Below are 26997 nucleotides of genomic sequence, written 5' to 3' on the forward strand. Positions count from 1 at the left end.
CCGACGCAGGGCGGCGACCGACCACCGAGTAAGGGCAGGCCGCAGCCAATCCGCGCGGGCGAGACTCTCGGGAAGGCGCTACGTGAGTCCCAACGGCTCCGACCGCTCGCCGCGGCGCCCGATGCGGCGGAAGCTGCTGCAGGCAATGATTGCGGGCCTGGTCCTGGCGACCGCCACCGGTTGCTCGTACAACTGGGAAGACTTCCCCCGCCTTGGTATGCCCACCCCGACCACGGAAGAGGCTCCGCGGATCCTCTCCCTGTGGCAGGGCTCCTGGGCTGCCGCGCTGGCCACCGGTGTGCTGGTGTGGGGCCTGATCCTGTGGAGCACGATCTTCCACCGGCGCAGCCGTACCAAGGTGGAGGTTCCTCCGCAGACCCGGTACAACATGCCGATCGAGGCGCTGTACACGGTCGTTCCGCTGGTCATCGTCTCGGTCCTCTTCTACTTCACGGCCCGCGACGAGTCGAAGCTCCTCAGCCTCAAGGATGAGCCCGACGTCACCATCAACGTCGTCGGCTACCAGTGGAGCTGGGCCTTCAACTACATCGAGCCCGTCGCGGGTTCCACGGGCGACGCGAAGACCGACAAGAACCTGGACGCGATTCCGACCCGGTTCAAGAACGACTTCCCGGCGAACGCCGGCGGTGTCTACGACTTCGGTACGCCCGCCACGCGGAACCCGCAGACCGGCAACCCCGGCCCGACCCTCTGGCTCCCCAAGGGCAAGACGGTCCGCTTCGTCCTCACCTCGCGTGACGTCATCCACTCCTTCTGGGTGGTGCCGTTCCTGATGAAGCAGGACGTGATTCCGGGCCACACCAACGCCTTCCAGGTGACTCCGAACAAGGAGGGCACCTTCATGGGTAAGTGCGCCGAACTGTGCGGCGTCGACCACTCCCGGATGCTGTTCAACGTGAAGGTCGTCTCCCCCGAGCGCTACGAGCAGCACCTCAAGGACCTCGCGAAGAAGGGGCAGACCGGTTACGTTCCCGCGGGCATCGAGCAGACCGCCCACGAGAAGGACCGGGAGACGACGAACCTGTGAGCATCCTCAACGAACCCCAGGGTGCCGCCGAAGCGGGGTCCCACTACGCGGACGAACTGCCGGTCCGGCGCCAGAACCGCGGCAGCGTGGTCATCAAGTGGCTCACCACCACTGACCACAAGACGATCGGCACGATGTACCTGGTCACGTCGTTCGCGTTCTTCCTCATCGGCGGCGTGATGGCGCTCTTCATGCGCGCCGAGCTGGCCCGGCCGGGTCTGCAGATCATGTCGAACGAGCAGTTCAACCAGGCGTTCACGATGCACGGCACGATCATGCTGCTGATGTTCGCGACGCCGCTGTTCGCCGGCTTCACCAACTGGATCATGCCGCTGCAGATCGGCGCGCCCGACGTGGCGTTCCCGCGGCTGAACATGTTCGCCTACTGGCTGTACCTGTTCGGCTCGACGATCGCGGTCGGCGGCTTCCTCACCCCCTCGGGTGCGGCCGACTTCGGCTGGTTCGCCTACTCCCCGCTCTCCGACGCCGTCCGCTCTCCGGGCATCGGCGCCGACCTGTGGATCATGGGCCTGGCCTTCTCCGGCTTCGGCACCATCCTCGGCGCGGTCAACTTCATCACCACGATCATCTGCATGCGCGCGCCCGGCATGACCATGTTCCGCATGCCGATCTTCGTGTGGAACGTGCTGCTGACCGCGGTGCTGGTCCTGCTCGCCTTCCCCGTGCTCGCCGCCGCGCTGTTCGCGCTGGAGGCGGATCGGAAATTCGGGGCACACGTCTTCGATGCCGCGAACGGCGGAGCGTTGCTGTGGCAACACCTCTTCTGGTTCTTCGGCCATCCAGAGGTGTACATCATCGCCCTGCCGTTCTTCGGCATCATCTCCGAGGTCATCCCGGTCTTCTCCCGCAAGCCGATGTTCGGCTACATGGGTCTGATCGCGGCGACCATCGCGATCGCGGGTCTGTCGGTGACGGTGTGGGCGCACCACATGTACGTCACCGGCGGCGTACTCCTCCCGTTCTTCTCCTTCATGACGTTCCTCATCGCCGTACCGACAGGCGTGAAGTTCTTCAACTGGATCGGAACGATGTGGAAGGGGTCCCTGAGTTTCGAGACCCCGATGCTCTGGGCCACCGGCTTCCTGATCACCTTCACCTTCGGTGGTCTGACCGGTGTCATCCTGGCCTCGCCCCCGCTGGACTTCCACGTCTCGGACTCGTACTTCGTGGTGGCGCACTTCCACTACGTCGTCTTCGGCACCGTCGTCTTCGCGATGTTCTCCGGCTTCCACTTCTGGTGGCCGAAGTTCACCGGCAAGATGCTCGACGAGCGCCTCGGCAAGATCACGTTCTGGACGCTGTTCATCGGCTTCCACGGCACCTTCCTGGTCCAGCACTGGCTGGGCGCCGAGGGCATGCCGCGTCGTTACGCCGACTACCTGGCGGCCGACGGCTTCACCGCCCTGAACACGATCTCGACGATCAGCTCGTTCGTGCTCGGCCTGTCGATCCTGCCGTTCCTCTACAACGTGTGGAAGACGGCCAAGTACGGCAAGCCGGTCGGCGTCGACGACCCGTGGGGCTACGGCCGCTCACTCGAATGGGCGACCTCCTGCCCGCCGCCGCGCCACAACTTCCTCACCCTGCCGCGGATCCGCAGCGAATCGCCGGCGTTCGACCTGCACCACCCCGAGATCGCCGCTCTCGACCAGCTCGAGAACGCCGGTCACGGTGAGAAGGCTCTGGCCGGCAACGGCGGCAAGGAGGCCGGCAAGTGAAGATCCAGGGACGGATGTTCATCTGGCTGAGCGTCTTCATCCTCGTCATGGCGATCGTCTATGGCGTGTGGTCGAAGGAGCCGGCCGGTACCACCGCGCTCTTCCTGGCCTTCGGGCTGTCCATCATGATCGGCTTCTACCTGGGCTTCACGGCCAGGCGGGTGGACGCAGGCGCGCAGGACAACAAGGAGGCCGACGTCGCGGACGACGCCGGCGAGGTCGGGTTCTTCAGCCCGCACAGCTGGCAGCCGCTCGCCCTCGGCTTCGGCGGCGCCCTGGCCTTCCTGTCGGTCGCGATCGGCTGGTGGCTGCTGTACTTCTCGGTGCCGGTGATCCTGATCGGCCTGTACGGCTGGGTCTTCGAGTACTACCGCGGTGAGAACCGCACGCAGTAGCACGAGCAGAGCTCATCAGGAGCCCGGACACTCCGACAGGAGGGTCCGGGCTCCTGCTTCTGCAGCAATCCTTGTCCCTCGTACGAGTCACCCAGCGCGCCGTTCTTGACGGGGCTTCCTAGCGTGAAGTCATGAACCACGCACCGCGTACCCGCATCGTCGTGAGCTGCACGCTTCTGGTGATCGCCCTCGGCGCGAGCGCCGCCGCCTGTGGGTCCGACGGGAACCCGCTGGCGGCCACGCCCTTCGACGCGGCGGACCAGATCGCCTTCAACGCGCCCACCGGCGACGGCAAGAAGGCCGACCCGGACAAGCCGCTCGAGGTCACCGCCGACGAGGACGACGGCCGCATCACCGATGTCACGGCCACGGACGCCACAGGCCGCTATCTGGCGGGCGAACTCTCCGCCGACGGCACCCGCTGGCGCAGCACCTCCCCGCTGGCGGCAAACGCCCACTACACCGTCCGGGTGAGCACCGAGGACGAGGACGGGGCACCTGGCCGCAAGGTCCTCGACTTCGACACCAGCAAGCCGCTGGGCAAGAAGCGTCTGAAAGTCACCTTCGGCCCCAAGTCGGGCACGTACGGCGTCGGCCAGCCCGTCACCGCCACGCTGGACCGACCTGTCAAGGACAAGGCTCAGCGGGCCGTCATAGAACGCGCCCTCAGGGTCGACTCCACGCCCGCCGTACCGGGCGCCTGGCACTGGGTGGGCGACAAGGAGCTCCACTACCGGCCCAAGGAGTACTGGCCGGCCCACGCCACGATCCAGGTCCGCAGCGACCTGGAGGGCATCAAGATCGGCGACCGGCTCTATGGCGGCAAGGCGAAGCCCCTGAAGCTGACCACCGGCGACCGCATCATCGCCGTGACGGACGCCTCGTCACACTCGATGAAGGTCTACAAGAACGACGAGGTCATCAAGGAGCTCCCGGTCACCACCGGCAAGCCGGGCTTCGACACCCGCAACGGCGTCAAGGTCGTGCTGGGCAAGGAGTACTTCGTACGTATGCGCGGCACCAGCATCGGGATCGCCGAGGGTTCCTCGGAGTCGTACGACCTCCCGGTCTACTACGCCACCCGCGTCACCTGGAGCGGTGAGTACGTCCACGCCGCCCCGTGGTCGGTCGGCTCCCAGGGCTACGCCAACGTCAGCCACGGCTGCACCGGCATGAGCACGTCCAACGCCGAGTGGTTCTTCAACACCGTCCACGAGGGCGACGTGGTCCAGGTCGTCAACTCGGACGGCAACACCATGGAGCCGTTCGGCAACGGCTTCGGCGACTGGAACCTCGACTGGAAGAAGTGGCGCGACGGCAGCGCCCTGGTGGCCGGCACCCCGGACGCCCCCCGCCCCGACCAGACGGCAAGGCTGAGGCCACAGAGCGTCTAGAGGGCCGTGGGAGCGGCTCTCAGGCGCTCAAAGCCTTCCGGTCCCGCAGCAGGGAAGCCAGCGCCGAGGCGAACTCCACCGGATCCACCGGATGGGTCACCGCGGCCTCCGCCCGGCTCCACGTCGCCAGCCACGCGTCCTGCGGCCGCCCGATCAGCAACAGCACCGGCGGGCAGTCGAAGACCTCGTCCTTGATCTGCCGGCAGAGACCCATGCCGCCCATCGGCACGGCCTCCCCGTCCAGCACACAGACGTCGATCCCGCCCTTGTCCAGCTCCTTCAGCACCGCCGCAGGCGTGGCGCACTCCAGGAACTCGACCAACGGGACGTCGGGAGCCGGCCGACGGCCCGCGGCGAGCCGTACCTGCTCGCGGGTGTTGGAATCGTCGCTGTAGACCAGCACCGTGGCGGTCGGCTGCATTGTTCCTCCGTGACGTCAGCGTCGTAAGGACAGGCCCGTTGGGCCGGATGCTACTCCCTTGAACACCACGTCAACACCGGTATGGAACAGCGAGACACTCCGAACGGCACCCCCCGGGGTGAGGGCGGGATAAGCGACCGACATAATGTCGGTCGTGGCGACAGCAACGACAGTAGAAACCGGGCACGCGCACCCGTCGGTCAACCGGCCGAACCTCACCAGCGTCGGAACCATCATCTGGCTGAGTTCCGAGCTGATGTTCTTCGCGGCCCTCTTCGCGATGTACTTCACCCTGCGATCGGTGACGGGTCCTGATCACTGGAAAGAGATGGCGCACGCCCTGAACGTTCCGTTCTCGGCGACGAACACCACGATCCTGGTGCTCTCCTCTCTCACCTGCCAGCTGGGCGTTTTCGCCGCCGAGCGAGGTGATGTGAAGAAGCTCCGGGGCTGGTTCATCATCACCTTCATCATGGGCGCGATCTTCATCGGCGGTCAGATCTACGAGTACACCGAGCTGGTGAAGAAGGACGGGATCTCCCTCTCGTCCGATCCGTACGGGTCGGTCTTCTACCTGACCACCGGCTTCCACGGTCTGCACGTGACAGGCGGCCTCATCGCCTTCCTGTTCGTCCTCGGCCGTACGTACGCGGCGAAGCGGTTCACCCACGAACAGGCCACCGCGGCCATCGTCGTGTCCTACTACTGGCACTTCGTCGATGTCGTCTGGATCGGCCTCTTCGCCACGATCTACCTGATCAAGTAGCCGGGCCCGCTCCCGACATCGCAAGCATCGACGCAGAAGATCCTGACACCGGGGTAATCCGTGAAAAAGCTCTCCGCACGACGACGCCACCCGCTGGCGGCGCTCGTCGTCCTACTCCTCGCGCTGGCATGCACCGGGGGGCTGTACGCCGTGTTCGCACCCGCGAGCAAGGCGCAGGCAGATGAAACCGCCCAGTCCCTGGCCATCGACGAGGGCAAGAAGCTCTTCGCCGTAGGCTGCGCCAGTTGCCACGGCGCCGGCGGTCAGGGGTCCTCCGACGGTCCGAGCCTCGTGGGCGTGGGCGCCGCCGCCGTCGACTTCCAGGTCGGCACCGGCCGTATGCCGGCCCAGCAGCCGGGCGCGCAGGTTCCGCGCAAGAAGGTCATCTACACGCAGGCCGAGATCGACCAGCTGGCCGCGTTCGTCTCCTCGCTGGGCGCGGGTCCGAACATCCCGACCGAGGCGCAGTACGGCCCCGACGGTGCCGACATCGCCAAGGGCGGCGAGCTGTTCCGTGACAACTGCACGCAGTGCCACAACTTCACCGGCAAGGGTGGCGCGCTGACGCACGGCAAGTTCGCGCCGAGCCTCGAGGGCGTCGACCCGAAGCACATCTACGAGGCCATGCAGACCGGCCCGCAGAACATGCCGTCGTTCCCCGACACCACGCTGTCGGAGCAGAACAAGAAGGACATCATCGCGTACCTGAACGCGGTCAACGGCGACGACACCGTGAGCCCCGGCGGCCTTGAGCTGGGCGGTCTCGGCCCGGTCTCCGAAGGCCTGTTCGCCTGGATCTTCGGCCTCGGCGCGCTGATCGCGGTCGCCGTCTGGGTCGCCGCTCGGACCGCAAAGGCCAAGAAGTCATGAGTAGCCAAGACATTCCAGAAGAGAACCTGCCCGCAGAGCAGGACGCGCACGGCGCGGTAGGCGTCGCGGACGAGAAGGACCCCTTCGCGGACCCCGGCCTCCCGCCCCACGAGCACCGGGTGCAGGACATCGACGAGCGGGCCGCCAGGCGGTCCGAGCGCACGGTGGCCATGCTGTTCACGGTGTCGATGCTGGCCACCGTCGGGTTCATCGCCTCGTACGTGGGCATCCCCCACGACAAGTCGATCTTCGTGTTCCCGATCGGGCACATCAACGCACTGAACTTCGCGCTGGGCCTGACCCTGGGTCTCGCCCTCTTCTCGATCGGCGCGGGTGCGGTCCACTGGGCCCGCACCCTGATGTCCGACGAGGAGATCGCCGACGAGCGCCACCCGATCGAGGCGTCCCCCGAGGTCCGCGCGAAGGTCCACGCGGACTTCAAGCAGGGCGCCAAGGAGTCGGCGCTCGGCCGTCGCAAGCTGATCCGCAACACGATGTTCGGCGCGCTGGCCCTGTTCCCGCTCTCCGGCGTCATGCTGCTGCGCGACCTCGGCCCGCTGCCCGGCACCAAGCTCCGCCACACCATGTGGCGCAAGGGCCTCCAGCTCGTCAACATGAACACCAACGAGCCGCTGCGTCCCTCCGACGTCGCGGTCGGCTCGCTGACCTTCGCCAAGCCCGAGGGCCTGGAGGAGCACGACGAGGAGTTCCAGACCGAGATCGCCAAGGCCGCCCTGATGATCATCCGCATCCAGCCGGACAACATCAAGGACAAGCGCGAGCTCGAGTGGTCGCACGAGGGGATCGTCGCGTACTCGAAGATCTGCACCCACGTGGGTTGCCCGATCTCCCTGTACGAGCAGCAGACGCACCACGTGCTCTGCCCCTGCCACCAGTCCACCTTCGACCTCTCCGACGGTGCCCGGGTGATCTTCGGCCCCGCCGGTCACGCCCTGCCGCAGCTGCGCATCGGCGTGAACGACCAGGGTTACCTCGAAGCGCTCGGCGACTTCGAGGAGCCCGTCGGTCCTGCATTCTGGGAGCGCGGATGAGCACAAACGAGAGCACCGCGGCCAACGGGGCGCGGCGCGACAAGGCCCCTGCGGGCGAGCGCGTCGCCGACTGGGCCGACGGCCGACTGGGGATCTACTCCCTGGCCAAGGCCAACATGCGCAAGATCTTCCCGGACCACTGGTCCTTCATGCTGGGTGAGATCTGCCTCTACAGCTTCATCATCATCATCCTCACGGGTGTGTACCTGACGCTGTTCTTCCACCCGTCGATGAACGAGGTGGAGTACCACGGCAGCTACGTCCCGCTGCAGGGCCAGCTGATGTCCGAGGCGTTCAACTCGACCATGCACATCTCCTTCGATGTGCGCGGTGGCCTGCTGATCCGGCAGATCCACCACTGGGCGGCGCTGATCTTCCTCGCCGGCATGTTCGTGCACATGATGCGTGTGTTCTTCACGGGCGCGTTCCGCAAGCCGCGTGAGGTCAACTGGCTGTTCGGCTTCCTGCTGTTCGTCCTCGGCATGTTCACCGGCTTCACCGGTTACTCGCTCCCGGACGACCTGCTCTCCGGCACCGGTGTCCGCTTCATGGAGGGCGCGATCCTGTCCGTGCCCATCGTCGGCACGTATCTGTCGTTCTTCCTCTTCGGCGGCGAGTTCCCGGGCGGCGACTTCGTGGCCCGCTTCTACTCGATCCACGTGCTGCTGCTGCCGGGCATCATGCTCGGCCTGGTCGTCGGCCACCTGATCCTGGTCTTCTACCACAAGCACACGCAGTTCGCGGGCCCCGGAAAGACGAACAACAACGTCGTCGGCATGCCGCTGCTGCCGGTCTACATGGCCAAGGCCGGAGGCTTCTTCTTCCTGGTCTTCGGTGTCATCGCGGCCATCGCGGCGATCGCCTCGATCAACCCGATCTGGGCGATGGGCCCCTACCGTCCCGACCAGGTGTCCACGGGCGCCCAGCCGGACTGGTACATGGGCTTCTCCGAGGGCCTGATCCGTGTCATGCCGGGCTGGGAGATCAACTTCTGGGGCCACACGCTGGTCCTGGGTGTGTTCATCCCGCTGGTGATCTTCCCGCTGGTCCTGGTCGCGATCGCGGTCTACCCGTTCATCGAGTCCTGGGTCACCGGCGACAAGCGCGAGCACCACATCCTGGACCGCCCGCGCAACGCGCCGACGCGTACCGCCTTCGGCGTCGCGTGGATCACCTGGTACATGGTGCTGCTGATCGGTGGTGGAAACGACCTCTGGGCCACCCACTTCCACCTGTCGATCAACGCCATCACCTGGTTCGTCCGGGTCGCGTTCTTCGTCGCCCCGGTCCTCGCGTTCATCGCCACCAAGCGGATCTGCCTCGGCCTCCAGCGCCGCGACAAGGACAAGGTGCTGCACGGCCGCGAGTCCGGCATCATCAAGCGCCTGCCGCACGGTGAGTTCATCGAGGTGCACGAGCCGCTCAGCCAGGAGCAGCTGCACACGCTCACGGCGCACGAGCAGTACGAGCCGGCCGCGATCGGTGCCACGGTCGACGAGAACGGTGTCGAGCGCAAGGTGAAGGGCTCCGAGAAGCTGCGCGCCAAGCTGAGCGAGGCGTACTACGGCGAGGAGTCCCAGATCCCCAAGCCCACCGTCGAGGAGTACAAGGAGATCACGAGCGGCCACGGCCACCACTGATCGCTGCGCTCGCCACGCGCGACGAAGGGCCCCGTCCGAACACCGGACGGGGCCCTTTGCCGTGCCCCGGGCTGGATAGGGTGGGAGCACCTTGTTCTACGACATCTGGAGCGGCCCCATGAGCGCTGTGACCCCCGCTGGAGGCGACACCGCGGCGGGCCGTTCCTGGCCCGGTCTGCTCAACGGTCTGTTGGAGGGCCGTGACCTGTCCGCCGACGACACCGCCTGGGCGATGGACCTGATCATGCGCGGCGAGGCCACGGACGCGCAGATCGCCGGGTTCGCGGTGGCGTTGCGAGCCAAGGGCGAGACCGTCCAGGAGATCACCGGGCTCGTCCGGACGATGTACGAGCACGCGAACGTCATCGAGGTGCCGGGCCGGACCGTCGACATCGTCGGCACCGGCGGCGACGGGGCGAAGACGGTGAACATCTCCACGATGTCGGCGATCGTCATCGCCGGCACGGGTGCGAAGGTCGTCAAGCACGGCAACCGGGCCGCCTCCTCCGCGTCCGGCGCCTCGGACGTGCTGGAGAAGCTGGGCGTCAATCTGGAGCTGACGCCGAAGCGGGTGGCCGAGGTGGCCGAGGAGGCCGGGATCACCTTCTGCTTCGCCATCAAGTTCCATCCGGCGCTGCGTCATGTGGCGGCCGCGCGAGGGCAGTTGGGGATCCGGACCACTTTCAACGCGCTCGGTCCGCTGACCAACCCGGCCAAGGTGAAGGCGCAGGCCGTGGGCGTGGCCGACCCCCGCCTGGCGCCGCTCATCGCCGGCGTGCTGGCCGAGCGGGGCAACTCCTCCCTCGTCTTCCGCGGCGACGACGGCTTCGACGAGCTGACCACGACGTCCACGTCCCGGGTGTGGGTCGTGCGCGACGGCAAGGTCACCGAGGAGAGCTTCGATCCGCGGGACGTCGGCATCGAGCTGGTCCCGGTGGAGGCGCTGCGGGGCGCGGACCCGTCGTACAACGCGGAGGTCGCGCGGCGGCTGCTGGACGGCGAGAAGGGCCCGGTCCGGGACGCCGTACTGCTGAACTCGGCGGCGGCTCTGGTGGCGCTCGACCCGGGTTCGGGGACGCTGGCCGAGCAGATCGGCGCCGCCATGACGAAGGCCGCTGAGTCGATCGACTCCGGGTCCGCCAAGCGCACGCTGGAACGCTGGGTGGCAGCGAGCCACGCGTAGCCGGCATCGCGGTCCCGTCATCCGGACACGGGTTGCGGGACCGCGATCACTTCACGTACGTTCCTGTACCAGGTCATGAGTGACAGTCATGAGGCCCCGGCCGACTGTCCGGCAACCCTCCGTCCGTGGCGGGGTGCCCCGGGTGAAGACCAGGCCGTAGGCAGCGAGGTCTACGGCAAGCGCGGGCCCCTCTCGATACCAGGGGTCCTGGTCATTCGAGGGAGTCTTCCGTGAGCAAGCGAATGCGATAGGGCGCCGAGCCCCGCCTCCGCACACCCATCTCACCTTTCTTTTCACGGGAGTTCCCCATGTCTGTCTCCACCGCTGCCTCCGCCCGGACCATTTGTGCCCAGCTGCCCGTTCTGGGGCGAGACGTCACCGTCCCGCTCGTCACCGGCGGCGAGGTCACCTACGCGGCCCTCGACTACGCGGCCAGCGCCCCCGCCCTCCAGCGCGTCTGGGATGACGTGGCGGCCTACGCCCCCTACTACGGCAGCGTGCACCGCGGCGCCGGCTACCTCTCCCAGCTGTCGACCGACCTGTTCGAGAACGCCCGCAGGACCGTCACCGAGTTCCTCGACTGCCGGGACGACGACCAGCTGGTCTTCACCCGGTCGACCACCGACTCGCTCAACCTCCTCGCCGCCGCCCTCCCCGCCGACTGCCAGGTCTTCGTCTTCGAGACCGAGCACCACGCCTCGCTGCTGCCGTGGAAGGACGCCCGGGTCACCTACCTCGACGCCCCGCGCACCCCGCGGCAGGCCGTCGAGACCCTGGAGAAGGCCCTCGCCGACCGGGACCCCCAGGGCCCGGCCCTGGTGTGCGTCACCGGCGCCTCCAACGTCACCGGTGAGCTGTGGCCCGTACGGGAGCTTGCGGCGGCCGCTCACTCCCACGGCGCCCGCATCGTGCTCGACGCGGCCCAGCTGGCCCCGCACCACCCGCTGAGCGTCCGTGACCTCGACGTCGACTGGGTCGCCTTCTCCGGCCACAAGCTCTACGCACCCTTCGGCTCCGGCGTCCTGGCCGGCCGCGCCGACTGGCTCCGGGCCGCCGACCCCTACCTCGCGGGCGGCGGCGCCAGCCGCAAGGTCACGCGGCGCGAGGACGGGGGAGTGGACGTGGAGTGGCACGAGAGCGCCGCCCGCCACGAGGCCGGCTCGCCGAACGTCATCGGCGCCTACTCCATCGCCTCCGCCTGCCGGGCCCTCACCGAGGCAGGCTTCGACACCCTGGTCGCCCGCGAGCAGCACCTGATCGAGAAGGTGCGGACGGGCCTCGCCGACGTCCCCGAGGTCCGCGTCCTGTCCCTCTTCGGCGACGACGCCCCCCGCGTCGGCGTGATCTCCTTCGTCGTCGAGGGCTGGAACAGCTCCCATTTCGCCGCCGCCCTCTCCGCCGAGTACGGCATCGGCGTCCGCGACGGCCTCTTCTGCGCCCACCCCCTCGTCCGCACCCTCCTCGGCAGCGACCCGCAGTCCCAGGGCGAGTGCGGCGCCCCCGAGGCCGCGCCCGGCGAGAAGTCCCTCAACGCGATCCGGGTGAGCTTCGGCGCGGGCACACCGGACGAGCACGTGGAGCGGTTCGTGCGCGCCGTGAAGGAACTGGTCGCGGACGGCGCGAAGTGGACGTACCGCACCGAGGACGGCCGTTGCGTCCCGGCCGTCTGACGTACTGACGTCCGGCGCGCGTATACGCTCCCTCTCAGCAGCCGTACGGAAAGCAGGGGGAGCACGGGGTGCAGGAGCTGCGCGAGACGGACCCGCGGACCATCGGGCCCTACGAGGTCCTGGGCAGACTCGGGTCCGGCGGCATGGGCGAGGTGTATCTCGCCGAGGCGCGGGCCGGGCTGCGGCTGGCCGTGAAGGTCGTACGGGCCGAGCACGCCGAGGACCGAACCTTCCGCGCCCGGTTCCGGCACGAGGTGCGGGCCGCGCAGACCGTCGGCGGCGCGGGCACCTACACCGCGCGCGTCGTGGACGCGGACACCGAGGCCGCGCGGCCGTGGATGGCGACCGAGTTCGTGGCGGGGCCCAATCTGCGGGACGCGGTGCTCGACCGGGGACCGTTGCCCGCGGACGCGGTACGGCTGCTGGCGGCCGCGCTCGCCGAGGCACTCGCCGCGATCCACGCCAAGGGGCTGGTGCACCGGGACCTCAAGCCCTCCAACATCCTGCTCTCGCCGGACGGGCCCAGGGTCATCGACTTCGGGATCGTCAGGGCTCTGGAGGGCACCGCGCTGACCCGCACCGGCGTGGTCGTCGGGTCGGTCGGCTATCTCTCGCCCGAGCAGATCCGCAACGGCGCCCAGGTGGTGCCGGCCAGTGACGTCTTCTCCCTGGGCGCGGTCCTCGCGTACGCGTCCGGCGGCAAGGAACCGTTCGGCGAGGGGCAGGATTCGGTTGTTCTGCTGCGGATCCTGACCGGGGACGTCGACCTGTCCGCCGTACCGGAGGAACAGCTGCCGCTGGTGGAGGCGTGTCTGCGGGACGACCCCGGCGCGCGGCCGACGCCCGCGGAGCTGGTCGCGGCCGCGGGGCACACCGCGGGATCGCTGCGCGAGGGACTGCGGGCGGGGTGGTACGGCCCCGGCGCCGTGAAGGAGCCCGAGGTGGCCGCGCAGAGCGGTGCGCGCTGGGTTCCCGGGCACGACTCGGGGGAGCGGGAGAGCCGGGTCGAGTACGTGGCGCCGGTGACCGTCACGGACCTCCCCGCGGCCACCCATGTCTCACCGACGCCCGCTCCGCCGTCCCGGCGCCGGCTGCTGCGGGCCGCGGTGGGCGGTGCCGGGGTCGTGGCGGCCGGCGGCGCGGGCGGGTGGCTGTGGCTGCGGGACTCCTCGGACGGCTCCGCGACGGGCGTGCGGGGGGCCGGGGCGAGCGGTACGGGGTCCGCGACGGGCTGGCAGTACAAGGTCCAGGGGCTCGGCGGGCGGCGCGGCCCCTGCGCCGCCCTCTCGCCCGACGGCACGCGGGTGTACGTCGGCGGCGCGGACGGCTCGCTGCACGCGCTGGACCTGGACGGGCGGACCGTCTGGCACACCGCACTGGGCGCCGAGGCCATGTCCCCGCTCGCCACCGCGCAGGGCGTGTACTGCCTGCTCGAGGACGACCAGGAGGGCGCCTCCAAGCTGTGCGCGCTCGGCCGGGGCGGCAAGGTCCGCTGGACCAAGGCGTTCGCCGCGAACAGCCAGTTCCTGGTCACCGCGGGGCAACTGATCCTGGTGTCCTACGGCGACGGCTCCGACGCGGGCGGGGTGCGGGCCTACGCCCCCGACGGCAGCGTGCGCTGGTCCACGCCGACCGGGCCGGCGCCCACCAGTGAGCCCATGGTGGCGAACGGGGTGGTCTACGTCGGCACGTTCGGGGACCAGCTGCAGGCGCTGGACGCGAAGACCGGCAAGCGGCTCTGGGCGACGGCGGCCGGCCTCGACACCGGGCGGCCCGCGCTGGTCGGCGACACGCTGGTGGTCGGGTCGGGCGGCGAGCAGATGCTGCACGGCATCGGCCGCAAGGGCAAGCCGCTGTGGAACGTGACCAACGACAAGGTGTACGGCAGCCGCTACTTCACCTGCGTGCCCTTCGGCGGCCTGGGCGTCACCGCGTCCGACTACGAACTCGTCGCCCTGGACCCCGCCGACGGGTCGACGGCGTGGTCCTTCCGGTTCACCGACGAGGGAAGCCAGTACAGCAACCCGACGGTCTTCGGCGACACCGTCTACGTACGCCACGGCTCGACGCTCTACGGCGTCAACCGCAAGGGCAAGCAGACCTGGCAGAAGCGCGTCGAGGGCGGTGCCTCCGTCGGCACCCAGTCACCGGTCGTCCGGAGCGGCCGCGTGTACGTCGCGACCGCCGACGGCATCACCGTGCTCGCGCTCGACTCCTAGGCCCTAGCCGTCGAGGCCGATCGCGAACGCGGCCTCCAGGTCGTGCTGGGAGTAGGTCCGGAACGCCACATGCGTGTCCGTTCCCTCCACGCCCGGGATCTTGCTGATGCTGCCCGGGATGACCTCGGCCAGGTCCTCGTGCTGCTTGACACGGACCATGGCGATCAGGTCGTACGTGCCCGTGACGGAGAAGACCTCGCTCACGGACTCCAGCGCGGCGATCCGCTCCGCGATCTCGGGGATCCGGTCCACGCTGGTCTTGATGAGGACGATCGCGGTGATCACGGCTGGTTCTCTCCCTCGGGGGACGGAGCTGGGGCGGACTTCACTCTAGTGGCACGGCCGAAGCGCACCCACGCGAAGACCAGGCCCAGGCCGAAGCCCACCAGGTGGGCCAGATAGGCCACCCCGGGGCCGTCGGAGGCACGGCCCGCCGCCAGCCACTGCAGGGCCGCCCAGAACGGGAGGACGACCCAGGCCGGGAAGCGCAGCGGGAGAAAGAAGAGGAACGGCAGAAGACTGGTCACCCGGGCCCCGGGGAACAGGAACAGGAACGCGCCGAGGACCGCCGAGATCGCCCCGGAGGCACCGACCAGGGACTGCTCGGAGTCGGCGTTGGCGGCCGCGTAGCCCAGCAGGGCGAGGTAGCCGCAGCCGACGTAGAAGAGGAGGAACTGCACCCGGCCCATCCGTTCCTCGGTCATGACCCCGAAGACGTAGAGGAAGAGCATGTTGCCCAGCAGGTGCACCCAGCTGCCGTGCACGAACAGCGCGGTGGCCGGGGTGAGGGCGGCATTGGGGGAGTGCGCGAAGAGCTCGGAGGGGACCACGCCCCAGCGGTGGAAGTAGGCCCGCTGAGCGGCCAGGGCCGCGTCCCCGGTGCCGTACGCCGGATCGAGACCCGAGGCGGGGCCGACCAGGAAGACCAGACAGCACAGGGCGATCAGGCCGTAGGTGACCGGTGCCGGCCCCCACAGCGACCTTTTCGCTCCACCGACCGTCACCCTCCAGTTACTGATCACGAACACAGAGCATGGCGTAACGGGACGCAACAGCACAGACCGCCTCGCCGTCGGACAGGCGCTGTGGACGCCCGAGCGGCGAGTACCCGCCAGGCCTTAGGGTTACGAGCCACACGCACCGGGCCGCCGGTGTGTCACGGACAATGGCTAGTAGGAAAGAGCACAGTCACGATGACGGTTCCCCTCCCGACCGCCTCGACGCGGTGGCGCTGCACCCTCTGCGGCAACCTCACGCGCTTCGACGTGACCCGCTCGTCGAAGGTCGTCGAGTACGTCCACCTCGACCTGGCCGGAGAGCCGAAGGTCGAGGAGCGCGAGGTGGTCAGTGAGACCATCGAGTCGGTGCGGTGCCGCTGGTGCAACGCCGTGGACCAGGTGGAACTCGTGGACAGGCCGGGCGCCGACTCCTGACAGGGCCGGCCCCGCACAGCGATGGGGTGTGACGGATGGTGGAGACACAAGGCGGGGAGCCGGGCGACGGCGCCGCCGAGGTGCTCGACCGTCCGCTGCCCGACGGTGTGCGGCGCAGGGTCGTGCACATCGTCTCGGAGGGCTTCGGCGGGCTGACCGTCGGTGAACTGCCCGCACAGCTCAGGCAGTACGCGCGCTTCGCGCCGAACCGGCGGGCCAAGTTCGCGGGCAACGCCATGGCGGCCGCGCTGGAGACCGATCCGCTGTTCCGCCAGCGGATCGCGGAGAAGTTCAGAGAGGCCCAGCCGGAGCTGGCCGGGGCCCTCGACTCCGGTGCGCCGCCCCCTGCCGCGGACCCGCTCGATGTGGCGGCCGCGGCCTATGTTCTGCGGCCGACCGGCTGGGTCAAGCTGGTCACCGCGGCCGGCGAGGAGGCCCTGCGGGCGGACGCCGAGCGTGCCGACGAGGAGAGCCGCGCCGAGCTGGAGCGGCTGCGCGAGGAGCTCGCGGCCGCCCGCGACCAGACGCGCGCCGAGACCGAGCGGCTGCGCTCCGAGCTGGAGTCGGCCAAGAAGGAAGCCGAATCGCTTCACCGCAAACTGCGCGCGGCACACAGTGACGTCAAGCGCGGCGAGGCGGCCCTGCGCAAGCTGCAGGGCGAGATGGAGACCGTACGCACCGAGGGGCAGGCCCAGCTGTCCGCCGCCGAGAGCGAGTCCCGGCGTCTGAAGGCGCGCCTCGGGGAGTCGGAGGCCGCTCTGGAGGCCACGCGCAGAGCAGCGCGGGAGGGGCGCAGTGTCGAGGACATGCGCGTGCGTCTGCTTCTGGACACCGTTCTGGACGCGGCCCAGGGGCTGCGGCGGGAGCTGGCCTTGCCGCCGGTCTCCGTGCGGCCCGCCGAGACGGTGGACGCCGTCGAACCGGGACGAATGACCCCGAAGGACATCGCCGCGCGGGCGCTGTCCGAGAACGACCCTGCGATCCTGGACCAGCTTCTGGCCCTGCCCCAGGCGCACTTGGTGGTCGACGGCTACAACGTCACCAAGACCGGCTATCCCCAGATGCCGCTGGAGAAGCAGCGCCTGAGGCTCCTCGGGCAGCTCTCCCAGCTCGCCGCGCAGACGGGGGCGGAGGTGACCTGTGTCTTCGACGGGGCCGAGCTGGCCGCGCCCGTGCTGCTCGCGCCGCCGCGCGGGGTGCGGGTGCTGTTCTCCAAGGCGGGTGTCACCGCCGACGAGTTGATCCGCCAGCTGGTGCGCGCAGAGCCGCCCGGACGGCCGGTGATCGTCGCCTCGACCGACCGCGAGGTCGCCGACGGCATCGCCAAGGCGGGGGCGCGGCCGGTCGCTTCCGCGGTGCTTCTGAAGCGGCTGTCCTAAACATCAAAGTCCAGGCTGAATGACCGAATTAGCCGTATCGTCACGCAACGTAGTGTCAAGTTGACATCACTGCATGTGAGTTATGTGCAAAGAATGCAGGGCGTGACGAGATTTTGCTCCTGAGGATTTGAACTGATCACGGGAAGGTCACTAGGGTCTGGGCTCGAACCTCCGAGCGGGTGATCACTCAAAAGAAGGAGTTCACCTCCGTGGCGTCCCACCGTCGACCCAAGCAGCCGAGCCGTACGCGCGTGACCGTGCTCACGACCGCAGCCGCTGCCGCCGTGGCCCTCAGTGCCAATGCCGCCAATGCCGCGCCGAGCGAGAAGCCGAGCAAGGACGAGGTCAAGGCGAAGGTCGACGCCCTCTACGAGCAGGCCGAGCAGGCCACCGAGAAGCTCAACGGCGCCAAGGAGAAGCAGGAGAAGCTCCAGAAGGAGATCTCCACCATCCAGGACAACGTGGCCCGCGGCCAGGACGACCTGAACGAACTGCGGGACTCCATAGGCCTCGCGGCCGCCGCGCAGTACCGCAGCGGCACCATCGACTCCTCGCTCCAGCTGTTCCTGTCCTCCAACCCGGAGGACTACCTGGACAAGGCGTCCACCGCGGACCAGCTCAGCTCCCAGCAGGTCGAGGCGCTGAAGAAGATCCAGGAGAAGCAGCGCGAGCTGGCCCAGGACCGCGCCGAGGCCGCCGAGAAGCTCAAGGACCTCTCGAGCACCCGCACCGAACTGGCCAAGCAGAAGAAGGCCGTTCAGGGCAAGCTCGCCGAGGCGCAGAAGCTCCTCAACACGCTGACGGCCGCCGAGAAGTCCGCCCTCGCCGCCGCCGACGCCCGTGCCAGCCGCTCCGCGAGCGAGCGCGTGGACCTCGGTGACGCCCCCGCGTCCTCCGCCCGGGCCCAGGCCGCCTTCAACGCCGCCCAGACCCAGCTCGGCAAGCCGTACGTCTACGGCGCCACCGGCACCGCCTCCTACGACTGCTCGGGCCTGACCTCCTGGGCCTACGCCCAGGCCGGCATCACCATCCCGCGCACCTCCCAGGCCCAGGCCAACGCCGGCACGCGCATCTACAGCATGAGCGACCTCAAGGTCGGCGACCTGGTCATCTTCTACGGCGACCTGCACCACGTCGCCCTGTACGCGGGCAACGGCCAGGTCATCCACGCCCCGCGCACCGGCACGGTCGTGCGCTACGAGTCGATCAACAACATGCCGTTCCAGTTCGGCGTGCGGATCTGAGCCTCCCGACTGCTCAAGATCGCGACGACTCGCCGTCCGTTCGGGCGAATCACGACAAGCACAACTGACTCCGCACCCCGCCCATGACCTGCGTCATAGGCGGGGTGTCACGTTGTGTGCCCACGGAGGTCGTTGGATACGCCCCCGCCGCGGGGCTACTGTCGGCCGCGTTTCCCCCTCGCCGGGGAACGTCTCTGTCCGTCAGTGGAAGGAGCGCGGCTTCCCGTGGGGTCCCATCGCCGCCTTGTCCAGACGTCCGGGTTCAACCGGGGCGCCGGTGCCGCCCTGTCCGTGCTGTCCGCGGCGGCCGCCGCGCTCGGCGCCGTACCGGCCGTCGCCGCCCCGTCCGACGACACCCGGGCCGAGGTGGACCGTCTCTACGAGGAGGCCGAGCACGCCACCGAGGCCTACAACAAGGCCGACGAGCGCGCCGACTCGCTGCGCGAGGAGGTCGGAACCGCGCAGGACGGGATCGCGCGGCAGCAGGAGCGCATCAACTCCATGCGTGAGGCGCTCGGTTCGCTGGCCGGAGCCCAGTACCGCTCCGGCGGCCTCGACCCGTCCCTCGCGCTGCTGTTCTCCGACGACCCGGACGAGTACCTCGACAAGGCCGCCGTCCTCGACCGGATCAGCGCCCACCAGGCGGGTGAGCTCAAGGACCTCCAGGAGGCCATGCGCGAACTCGCCCAGGAGCGCAGCGAAGCGGCACAAAAGCTCGGCGAACTGGAGAAGAGCCGCAAAGCCGTCGCCTCCCACAAGCGGACCGTCGAGCGGAAGCTCGCCGGCGCGCGCGAGCTGCTCAACTCCCTGCCGTCCGACGAACGCGCCGCCTACGACCGGGCATCCCGCTCCGGCCGCTCCGGGATGCCCGACCTCTCGGGTGCGGTCGCGCCCTCGGGCCGGGCGGCCGCCGCGGTGTCCGCCGCGCAGTCCGCGATCGGCATGCCGTACGTGTGGGGCGCCAACGGGCCCACCGGCTTCGACTGTTCGGGCCTGACGCAGTGGGCCTACGCCCAGGCCGGCGTCGCCCTGCCCCGCACGTCCCAGGCCCAGCGCTACGCCGGCCGCCAGGTCCCGCTCTCCCAGGCGATGCCCGGCGACCTGGTCACCTACCGGGGTGACGCCAGTCACGTCGGCATGTACGTCGGCAACGGTCAGGTCGTCCACGCCCCGTACCCCGGCGCCCCGGTGCGCTACGACCCGGTGGGCATGATGCCGGGGGCGACGGTCACACGCCCCTGACCGACGGCTCCGTTACCCGTACGATCGGGAAACATGGCTGGTCGAAGGCGGGCGTCGAAACACGGTGTCGTGGTGCTGTGCCTGCTGCTGACCTCCCTGGTGGCCTGCGGCGGGAGGCCGACGGCCGCCGACACCGCGAAGTCCGACGTGCAGCGCGTCCTGGACCGGCGGGCCACCGCCGTCCTCGACCGGGACAAGGCGGCCATCGCCGAGACGGGCACCGCGAGTTGGTTCGAGGACGTCAGCGCGGTACCGCTCGCCTCCTGGTCCTACAAGGTCACCGGTGTCCACCGCAGCGGCTCCACCGCCACCGCCGACGCGGAACTGCGCTACCAGGTCCAGGGTTACGACAGTGCCCCCGTCACCGTCGCCCGCACCCTGGACCTGTCACTGGACGCGTCCGACCAGTGGTACGTCGTCGGTGAGAAGCCCGCCAGGAAGGCCCCGCAGCAGCTGTGGGACCAGGGCGAGGTGACCGTCGTCCGCGGAACGCACAGCCTGGTCCTCGGCGTCGGACAGTCCGGCGAGAGGCTGCACTCCTTCGCGGATCTGGCCGACCGCGCCGTGCCCGCGGTGTCGGACGCCTGGGGCACCGAGTGGTCCCGGCACGTCGTCGTGCTCGTCCCGAGGTCCGTGGAGGGGATGGCGGGCCTGCTCGGCTCGCCCGCCTCCTCGTACCGCGGGATCGCGGCCGTCACCACCGGCGAGACCGGCGCCCCGGCGCAGGCGCCCGCGGACCGGATCATCGTCAACCCCGACGCGTACGGCCTCCTCGGCACCGTGGGCGGGCAGGTCGTGCTCACCCACGAGACCACCCATGTCGCCACCCGCGCCGACACCACCGCCGCGACCCCGCTGTGGCTGTCGGAGGGGTACGCCGACTGGGTCGGTTACCGCGGCACCGGACGCACGCCGGCCGAGGCCGCACCGGAGCTGGGAGAGGCCGTCGCCGAGCGCAGGGTGCCGACGGTCCTGCCGTCCGACGCGGACTTCGGTTTCGCCGGCAGCGCGACCGCGCTCGCCAGGTCCTACGAGGGCGGCTGGATGGCCTGCCGGATGATCGCGGACCGGTGGGGCGAGGCCAAGCTGGGCGCGTTCTACCGGGCCGTGGGCACACACACGAAGCGGCCGGGGGCGGTGGAGGAGGCCATGGCCAAGGTGCTCGGCACCGACCTGAAGGCTTTCACGGCCGAGTGGCGCGAGTATCTGCGGGCTCAGCTCGGCTGATCCAACCGCTCGATGGCCTCCGCCAGCCACGCCCGCTCGGCCTGGCCGGTCGCCCGCGCCACCCGCAGGATGCCCTGCCGGAACAGGTCGTCCGTCTCCTCCGCGCGCACCGGTTCGCCGCCGTCGTAGAAGAAGCTGGCGGGCGTCCGGAGGAACTCCAGCCGCCGGCGCAGTACGGCTGCCTGCTCCCGCCGGTCCGGCAGGTGCCGCAGGAACGCCAGGACGGTGTTGAAACGGACCTGGTCGGTGATCTCGGCCTGTTTGGGGTGCCGCAGCCGCTCCAGCAGCTCCTCACGCCCCAGAGCGGTCAGGGACAGCGTCCGACGCGGGGCCGCGCTCGCGCCCGGCTCCGTCCGCTCGTCGAGCTTGCCCGCCTTGACGAGACGGGTGATCGCCGGATAGAGCGCGCCGTCGCTGACCGGGCGGACATGGCCGGTGAGTGCCTTGATGCGCTCCTTGAGCTCGTAGCCGTGCAGGGGTTCCTCGGCGAGGAAGCCGAGGATCGACAGCTCCAGCACTGCATTCCTCCTTGCGGGGGTCCTGACGCCATGCTACCTCTTATCGAGCTACCTCTATTCGAGGTAGTTCGATAGGAGGGGGGTTCCGGATGAACAGCCATCGCAAGCAACTCGTCGCGCTCGCCCACCCCGTGTACCTCGGCCTGCTGGCCTCCGTCGCCGCCGGGATCATCAACACCGTGTGGGTCTCCCGGCTCGGCGGCCCCGCCGTCGCCGCCGTGGCTGTCGCGACCAACGCCGAGAACGTGCTGCTCGGCGTCGCGCTCGTCTTCGCCTCCGGGACGACCGTGCTGGTGGCGCACGCCCGGGGCGCGCGGGATCCCGCCGGGGTGCGCGCGGCCGTGCGCGGCGGCGTGGCGCTGTGGGCGCTGGTCACCCCGGTGGTCGCCGTGGGCGGCTTCCTGCTGCGCGAGCCGCTGGCCCGGCTGGTGCTCGACGGCGGCCGGGCCGTGACCCTGGCCACCGCCTACTTCGCGATCTCGATGCCCGGCATCGCCGTCTTCTTCGCCCAGCAACTGGTCGACGGCATCCTCAAGGGCGCCGGCGACACCCGGACCCCCATGCGGCTCGCCCTCCTCGCGAACGGGCTGATCCTGGTGTGCGATCCGTTCCTGATCCACGGGTACGGCGTCCAGGGCGCCGCGGCCTCGACCGTGCTGTGCCGGGCCCTGACCCTCGGGGTGGGACTGCTCGCCCTGCGCCGGAACACGCTGCTCCGGTCGGGCAGGGGTGTCCCGGCCGGTGTCCCGCTGCGCGCGACGCTGACCACCGGGCTGCCCATGGCCGCCGACTTCACCGTGCGCCAGGGCGGCGCGCTCGTCCTGGTGGCGATCGTGGCGCGGCTCGGGGTGACGGCCGTGGCCGCCTACTCCCTCGCGTACAAGGTCATGTACGTGGCCACCATGGCCTTCTACGCCGTGCGGCAGGCCGCCTCCCTCCACACCGCGCACCTACGGGGCGCCGGGCGGGACGCGCGGCGGGCGATCGGGCGGGAGGCGGTGGTCGTGTCCGGCGCGGTGGGGCTCGTGGCGGCGGTGCTGCTCTTCGTGACCGCCCCCTGGATCATGGCCGCCTTCGGTGCGGGCCCCGAAGTCGCCCACGACGGCGTGCTGTTCCTGCGCTGCGTCGGTCCGTACCTGCTGCTGATGGCGTGCTTCATCGCGCTCGGCGGGGTCTTCGAGGGCAGTGGACAGGCGCCGGCGCTGCTGCGGGTGACGCTGCTCGGCACGGCGGCCCAGCCGGCGCTGGCGTACGGCTGCACGGGCCTCGGACTGCCCGGTGTGTGCCTGGCGATGGCGCTGGCCATGGCCCTTCAGTGCGCGGTCGTGACGGTGCTGTTCCGGCGTACGCGCGCCGGAGTTCAGGACGAGGCGGAGGCCTCCTGGGCCGGAGCCTCGGCCTGATCCGGCACCGGGACCGCCGGGGCCGGCTTCCGGACCGTCGCCTTCCACAGCTCGCGCATGCCGATGACGGTGGCGAGGACCAGAAGGCCGTTGCGCGCGACCAGGAGCACGATGCCGCGCGGGGTGCTCCCGACGACGTCCGCGAACCAGATCGGGAACTCCAGGACCGTCACGAAGCATGCCATCAGCACCAGGACGGCCGGCACGCCCATCCGGCTCGCGCGAAAGCACAGACAGGCCGCCGCGAGACCGACCAGCCACACCATGTACTGCGGGCTGATCACACGGCTGGTGGTGGTGAACATCAGCACCGCCACCAGCGCCGCGTCGGCCGCCGTATGAGCCTCGAACCGGGTGGCCGCGAGCCGCCACAGCAGCAGCAGTCCGAAGGCCATGCCGGTCAGCGCGAGCGCCGCCGTGCTGACCATGGTCACCCAGGGGCCGAGGAACTCGACCGAGCCGTAGTTGAGCAGGACCGAGCCGTTCCAGCCGTGGTGCCGGGCGATGTGGAAGACCAGCGAGCCCAGCGACTCCACCTCGGTGCCCCGCTCCCGCTGGAAGGTCAGGAAGGCGAAGGCCCCGGGCATCGCGACGGAGAACAGTCCGGCCACCACCACGACCGTCGCCGCCGCCGAGGCCCAGACGCTCCGCCTGCGGATCCCGACGAGGATCAGCGCGGGCCACACCTTCAGCAGCGCCCCGAAGCCCACCAGCGCCCCGGCCACCTTCGGATGCCGGGCGGCCGCGAGGACCGCGGCGACGGCCACCGCGGTCACCATCACGTCGTAGCGGGAGTAGACGGTCGGGCCGAGCAGCGGTACGCCCGCCACCCACACCCAGGCTCCCCGCAGCCGCCGTCCGGGACGCAGGCCCGCGTACAGCAGCAGGAGGAGGGCGGCCAGGTCCGCGGCGAAGGCCATGAGGAAGAAGGCCTGCGTGTACTCCAGGAAGGGCAGCAGCGCGGGGGAGAGGATCGCGAGGGCCGCGGCGGGCGGATACTGCCATGTCACGTCCGACTGCGGGAACGTTCCGGTGCGCAGGACGTCGTACCAGCCCTGGTAGATGACCGACACATCACTGGTGACGTCCGGCCCGGGGAAGACGTACACCTTGAAGACGAACAGGAGCAGCAACAGCCTGGTCACGCCCCAGGTCAGCAGCAGCCACGTCAGGGACCGCCGCACGCCCGTCGTCTCCACGTGGTTCCCCGCCGTTCGCCGTCGCCCTGAAATGGTCGCTTGAGGAGAACATGATGTCCCGCTCTCCTGTGAGGGTGCCATAACGGCGGCCGTCCCCGGCTGTGAGCTGCCGGTTCGGTAGGGTCGGCGGCGATGCACAAGACCCTGATCGTGACGAACGACTTCCCGCCCCGCCCGGGTGGTATCCAGGCGTTCCTGCACAACATGGCGCTCCGGCTCGACCCCGAGCGCCTGGTCGTTTACGCCTCCACCTGGAAGCGGAGCCGGGAGGGCGTCGAGGCGACCGCCGCCTTCGACGCGGAGCAGCCCTTCACCGTCGTACGGGATTCCACGACCATGCTGCTGCCGACCCCCGGGGCAACCCGCAGGGCCGTCGGTCTGCTGGGTGAGCACGGCTGTACGTCGGTGTGGTTCGGGGCGGCCGCGCCGCTCGGGCTGATGGCGCCGGCGCTCAGGAGGGCGGGTGCCGAGCGACTGGTGGCCACGACCCACGGGCATGAGGCCGGGTGGGCCCAACTGCCCGCCGCGCGGCAGCTGCTGGGCCGGATCGGGGAGTCCACCGACACTCTCACCTACCTCGGCGAGTACACGCGCTCGCGGATCGCCGGCGCGCTGACGCCGCGGGCGGCCGGGCGGATGGAGCAGCTGCCGCCGGGCGTCGACGAGAAGATCTTCCATCCCGGGTCGGGCGGCGACGCCGTGCGGGCGCGGCTGGGCCTGACGGACCGGCCGGTGGTCGTGTGCGTGTCCCGGCTCGTGCCGCGCAAGGGGCAGGACACGCTGATCCTCGCCATGCCGCGGATCCTCACGAAGGAGCCCGACGCCGTTCTGCTGATCGTCGGCGGCGGGCCCTATGAGAAGGAGCTGCGCAGGCTCGCCCACGAGACCGGTGTCGCCGACTCCGTGCGCTTCACCGGAGCCGTGCCCTGGGCCGAGCTGCCCGCCCACTACGGCGCCGGGGACGTCTTCGCGATGCCGTGCCGGACCCGCAGGGGCGGGCTCGACGTCGAGGGGCTCGGGATCGTCTACCTGGAGGCCTCCGCGACCGGCCTGCCCGTCGTCGCAGGAGACTCCGGAGGTGCCCCGGACGCGGTCCTCGACGGCGAGACCGGCTGGGTCGTGCGCGGTGGATCGGCCGAGGAGACCGCCGAGCGGATCGTCGTCCTCCTCGGCGACGCGGAACTGCGGAGGCGTATGGGGGAGCGGGGACGGGAGTGGGTCGAGGAGAAGTGGCGATGGGATTTGTTGGCGGAAAAGTTGAAGGCGTTGCTATAGCCGGAGGCCAATAATCCGCCGATGCTGCGCGCATGACAGCAAAACTGATACAGCGTCAGCTGACTAGACGTCAGATCCTTGGTATGGCCGCCCTCCAGACGGCGGCCACTCTCGGCTTCACCCGCGTCGGGCTCCAGTCGGCCCGCGCGGACGAGCCCGCCGCGGTCGAGTCCGCCCCCGCCATCGTCGTCGGCTCCGGCTACGGCGCCTCCGTCGCCGCCCTCCGCCTCGGCCAGGCCGGCATCCGCACCCTCGTCCTCGAGATGGGCCGGCTCTGGAACACCGCCGGCCCCGACGGCAAGGTCTTCTGCAACACCGCCAACCCCGACCAGCGCTCCATGTGGTTCCGCACCCGCACCGAGGCGCCGTTGGCCACCTTCCTGTGGCTGGACGTCGTCAACAAGGACATCAACCCCTACCCCGGCGTCCTGGACCGCGTCCGCTTCTCCAACATGTCCGTGTTCGTGGGCCGCGGGGTCGGCGGCGGCTCCCTGGTCAACGGCTCGATGGCGGTCACCCCGCGCCAGTCCTACTTCGCCGAGCAGTTCCCGGGCGTCGACACCGCGGAGATGTACAACACGTACTTCCCGCGCGCCCGCGCCATGCTCGGCGTCAACAGCGTCGACCCGGCCTGGTTCGAGTCGACCGAGTGGTACCAGTTCAGCCGGGTCTCCCGGAAGCACGCCGGCAACACCGGCCTGAAGACCACCTTCGTGCCCAGCGTCTACGACTTCGGCTACATGCAGCGCGAGGCCGCCGGTACCGCCACCAAGTCGGCCCTCGGCCAGGAGGTCATCTACGGCAACAACCACGGCAAGAAGAGCCTCGACAAGACGTATCTGGCGTCCGCGCTCGGCACCGGCAACGTCACCATCCACACCATGGAGAAGGTCACCGGGATCAGCCGGGCGAGCGACGGCAGTTGGGTGCTGACCGCCGACCGTATCGACATCACCGGCGCGGTCGTCGAGACCAAGCAGTACGGCTGCACCTATCTGTTCCTGGGCGGCGGCAGCCTGGGGACGAGTGAACTCCTGCTCCGGTCACGGCAGTCGGGGACCCTCCCGGCGCTGGACGCGAGCGTCGGGGCCGGCTGGGGGCCCAACGGCAACGTGATGCTCGGGCGGGCCAACCACCTGTGGGACACCGTCGGCGCCAACCAGTCGACCATGCCGGTCATGGGCATCGACGACTGGGCCAACACCGACAACCCCGTCTTCGCCGAGATCGCGCCCTTACCCACGGGACTCGAGCACTGGGTGAGCCTGTACCTCGCGATCACCAAGAACCCGCAGCGCGCGGCCTTCTCGTACTCGGGCGGCGCTCTGAACCTCAACTGGAGTGCCGTGCAGAGCTCGGTCTCCTCCGGCATGGCCAAGAAGCTCTTCGACCGGATCAATTCCGCCAACTCGACCATCTACCGCTACGACCTCTTCGGCTCCCCCAGCAGGGTCTTCGCCGACGACTTCACCTACCACCCACTGGGCGGCTGTGTGCTGGGCAGGGCCACCGACAACTACGGCCGGGTGAAGGGCTATCCGAAGCTCTACGTCACCGACGGCTCGCTGATCCCCGGCAACATCGGGGTCAACCCGTTCGTCACCATCACCGCCCTCGCCGAACGCACGATGGCGCGGGTCCTCGCCGAGGACACCGCGCCATGACGCTCTTTCAACAGGC

The 26997-nt window shown here is 69.7% G+C and carries 24 protein-coding genes and 1 riboswitch; of the genes, 19 read left to right on the top strand and 5 right to left on the bottom strand.

What is annotated here, in order from left to right; all coding sequences use genetic code 11:
- Window positions 1-82: 82 nt before the first annotated feature.
- From ctaC to AQJ46_RS14465, 4 genes are all read left to right on the top strand, one after another.
- Window positions 83-1048 carry an aa3-type cytochrome oxidase subunit II gene (gene ctaC / locus AQJ46_RS14450; RefSeq protein WP_059205991.1) on the top strand — a complete coding sequence of 322 codons (966 nt, stop codon included), beginning with the start codon at window positions 83-85 and terminating at the stop codon, window positions 1046-1048.
- The gene (gene ctaD, locus AQJ46_RS14455; protein ID WP_059205992.1) at window positions 1045-2787 is read left to right on the top strand and encodes an aa3-type cytochrome oxidase subunit I; all 1743 of its coding nucleotides are present in this window, start codon (window positions 1045-1047) and stop codon (window positions 2785-2787) included. The genes ctaC and ctaD overlap by 4 nt, the downstream gene beginning before the upstream one ends.
- Window positions 2784-3182: a cytochrome c oxidase subunit 4 gene (locus tag AQJ46_RS14460; RefSeq protein WP_057611784.1), complete on the top strand. Its 399-nt coding sequence runs from the start codon at window positions 2784-2786 to the stop codon at window positions 3180-3182. Before ctaD ends, AQJ46_RS14460 begins: the two co-directional genes overlap by 4 nt.
- A gap of 131 nt (window positions 3183-3313) precedes the next feature.
- On the top strand, window positions 3314-4576 hold the full coding sequence (locus AQJ46_RS14465) for a L,D-transpeptidase (protein WP_059205993.1): 1263 nt from the start codon (window positions 3314-3316) through the stop codon (window positions 4574-4576).
- A gap of 19 nt (window positions 4577-4595) precedes the next feature.
- Here AQJ46_RS14465 and AQJ46_RS14470 read toward each other — a convergent pair whose 3' ends face one another.
- Window positions 4596-4997, bottom strand: a complete 402-nt coding sequence (locus tag AQJ46_RS14470) for a response regulator (RefSeq protein WP_057611786.1) — start codon at window positions 4995-4997, stop codon at window positions 4596-4598.
- A 145-nt stretch (window positions 4998-5142) separates the two neighbouring features.
- Here AQJ46_RS14470 and ctaE point away from each other — a divergent pair, with 145 nt between their 5' ends.
- The 7 genes from ctaE to AQJ46_RS14505 all read left to right on the top strand — a co-directional run bounded on the left by ctaE (window position 5143) and on the right by AQJ46_RS14505 (window position 14397).
- Window positions 5143-5763, top strand: a complete 621-nt coding sequence (ctaE, locus tag AQJ46_RS14475; RefSeq protein ID WP_020115835.1) for an aa3-type cytochrome oxidase subunit III — start codon at window positions 5143-5145, stop codon at window positions 5761-5763.
- 60 nt (window positions 5764-5823) lie between these two features.
- Window positions 5824-6633, top strand: a complete 810-nt coding sequence (gene qcrC / locus AQJ46_RS14480; protein WP_059205994.1) for a cytochrome bc1 complex diheme cytochrome c subunit — start codon at window positions 5824-5826, stop codon at window positions 6631-6633.
- Window positions 6630-7685, top strand: coding sequence for a cytochrome bc1 complex Rieske iron-sulfur subunit (gene qcrA / locus AQJ46_RS14485; RefSeq protein ID WP_057611788.1), 1056 nt, complete (start codon window positions 6630-6632; stop codon window positions 7683-7685). Before qcrC ends, qcrA begins: the two co-directional genes overlap by 4 nt.
- Entirely contained in the window at window positions 7682-9325 is a 1644-nt protein-coding gene (gene qcrB / locus AQJ46_RS14490; protein ID WP_059205995.1) for a cytochrome bc1 complex cytochrome b subunit, read from the top strand. The genes qcrA and qcrB overlap by 4 nt, the downstream gene beginning before the upstream one ends.
- Window positions 9326-9443: 118 nt before the next feature.
- On the top strand, window positions 9444-10508 hold the full coding sequence (gene trpD, locus AQJ46_RS14495) for an anthranilate phosphoribosyltransferase (protein ID WP_059205996.1): 1065 nt from the start codon (window positions 9444-9446) through the stop codon (window positions 10506-10508).
- 71 nt (window positions 10509-10579) lie between these two features.
- Window positions 10580-10696, top strand: a riboswitch (SAM riboswitch).
- A gap of 120 nt (window positions 10697-10816) precedes the next feature.
- On the top strand, window positions 10817-12178 hold the full coding sequence (locus AQJ46_RS14500; protein WP_059205997.1) for an aminotransferase class V-fold PLP-dependent enzyme: 1362 nt from the start codon (window positions 10817-10819) through the stop codon (window positions 12176-12178).
- A gap of 68 nt (window positions 12179-12246) precedes the next feature.
- Window positions 12247-14397 (top strand): protein kinase domain-containing protein, encoded by a 2151-nt coding sequence (locus tag AQJ46_RS14505; RefSeq protein WP_059205998.1) that lies wholly within the window; start codon window positions 12247-12249, stop codon window positions 14395-14397.
- Window positions 14398-14400: 3 nt separating this feature from the next.
- Here the strand turns inward: AQJ46_RS14505 and AQJ46_RS14510 are convergent, their stop codons facing one another.
- The gene (locus AQJ46_RS14510; protein ID WP_057611794.1) at window positions 14401-14682 is read right to left on the bottom strand and encodes an Lrp/AsnC family transcriptional regulator; all 282 of its coding nucleotides are present in this window, start codon (window positions 14680-14682) and stop codon (window positions 14401-14403) included.
- The gene (locus AQJ46_RS14515) at window positions 14679-15419 is read right to left on the bottom strand and encodes a rhomboid family intramembrane serine protease (RefSeq protein WP_059206339.1); all 741 of its coding nucleotides are present in this window, start codon (window positions 15417-15419) and stop codon (window positions 14679-14681) included. Before AQJ46_RS14515 ends, AQJ46_RS14510 begins: the two co-directional genes overlap by 4 nt.
- Window positions 15420-15590: 171 nt before the next feature.
- Between AQJ46_RS14515 and AQJ46_RS14520 the strand changes: the two genes are divergently transcribed.
- The 5 genes from AQJ46_RS14520 (at window position 15591) to AQJ46_RS14540 (ending at window position 20922) form a co-directional block, all read left to right on the top strand.
- Window positions 15591-15830 carry a hypothetical protein gene (locus AQJ46_RS14520; protein ID WP_020137397.1) on the top strand — a complete coding sequence of 80 codons (240 nt, stop codon included), beginning with the start codon at window positions 15591-15593 and terminating at the stop codon, window positions 15828-15830.
- Between the two features lie 35 nt (window positions 15831-15865).
- On the top strand, window positions 15866-17209 hold the full coding sequence (locus AQJ46_RS14525; RefSeq protein WP_057611795.1) for an NYN domain-containing protein: 1344 nt from the start codon (window positions 15866-15868) through the stop codon (window positions 17207-17209).
- A 209-nt stretch (window positions 17210-17418) separates the two neighbouring features.
- Window positions 17419-18453, top strand: a complete 1035-nt coding sequence (locus tag AQJ46_RS14530; RefSeq protein WP_059206340.1) for a C40 family peptidase — start codon at window positions 17419-17421, stop codon at window positions 18451-18453.
- Between the two features lie 225 nt (window positions 18454-18678).
- Entirely contained in the window at window positions 18679-19695 is a 1017-nt protein-coding gene (locus tag AQJ46_RS14535; protein WP_059205999.1) for a C40 family peptidase, read from the top strand.
- 33 nt (window positions 19696-19728) lie between these two features.
- A complete protein-coding gene (locus AQJ46_RS14540; RefSeq protein WP_059206000.1) occupies window positions 19729-20922 on the top strand; it encodes a hypothetical protein in 1194 nt (397 codons plus the stop codon).
- On the opposite strand, the gene AQJ46_RS14545 is transcribed toward AQJ46_RS14540, so the two are convergent.
- Window positions 20910-21440, bottom strand: coding sequence for a PadR family transcriptional regulator (locus AQJ46_RS14545; protein ID WP_059206001.1), 531 nt, complete (start codon window positions 21438-21440; stop codon window positions 20910-20912). The two genes, AQJ46_RS14540 and AQJ46_RS14545, sit on opposite strands and share 13 nt — an antisense overlap.
- Window positions 21441-21529: 89 nt before the next feature.
- On the opposite strand from AQJ46_RS14545, the gene AQJ46_RS14550 reads away from it, so the two are divergent.
- On the top strand, window positions 21530-22843 hold the full coding sequence (locus tag AQJ46_RS14550; protein WP_059206002.1) for an MATE family efflux transporter: 1314 nt from the start codon (window positions 21530-21532) through the stop codon (window positions 22841-22843).
- Here AQJ46_RS14550 and AQJ46_RS14555 read toward each other — a convergent pair.
- Window positions 22801-24042 (bottom strand): glycosyltransferase 87 family protein, encoded by a 1242-nt coding sequence (locus AQJ46_RS14555; protein WP_059206003.1) that lies wholly within the window; start codon window positions 24040-24042, stop codon window positions 22801-22803. The two genes, AQJ46_RS14550 and AQJ46_RS14555, sit on opposite strands and share 43 nt — an antisense overlap.
- A gap of 132 nt (window positions 24043-24174) precedes the next feature.
- On the opposite strand from AQJ46_RS14555, the gene AQJ46_RS14560 reads away from it, so the two are divergent.
- Entirely contained in the window at window positions 24175-25317 is a 1143-nt protein-coding gene (locus AQJ46_RS14560) for a glycosyltransferase family 4 protein (protein ID WP_059206004.1), read from the top strand.
- A gap of 32 nt (window positions 25318-25349) precedes the next feature.
- Window positions 25350-26981 carry a GMC oxidoreductase gene (locus tag AQJ46_RS14565; protein ID WP_455770090.1) on the top strand — a complete coding sequence of 544 codons (1632 nt, stop codon included), beginning with the start codon at window positions 25350-25352 and terminating at the stop codon, window positions 26979-26981.
- Window positions 26982-26997: the final 16 nt, after the last annotated feature.

Origin of the sequence: Streptomyces canus, assembly GCF_001514145.1 — a bacterium.
Lineage (GTDB): Bacteria > Actinomycetota > Actinomycetes > Streptomycetales > Streptomycetaceae > Streptomyces > Streptomyces canus.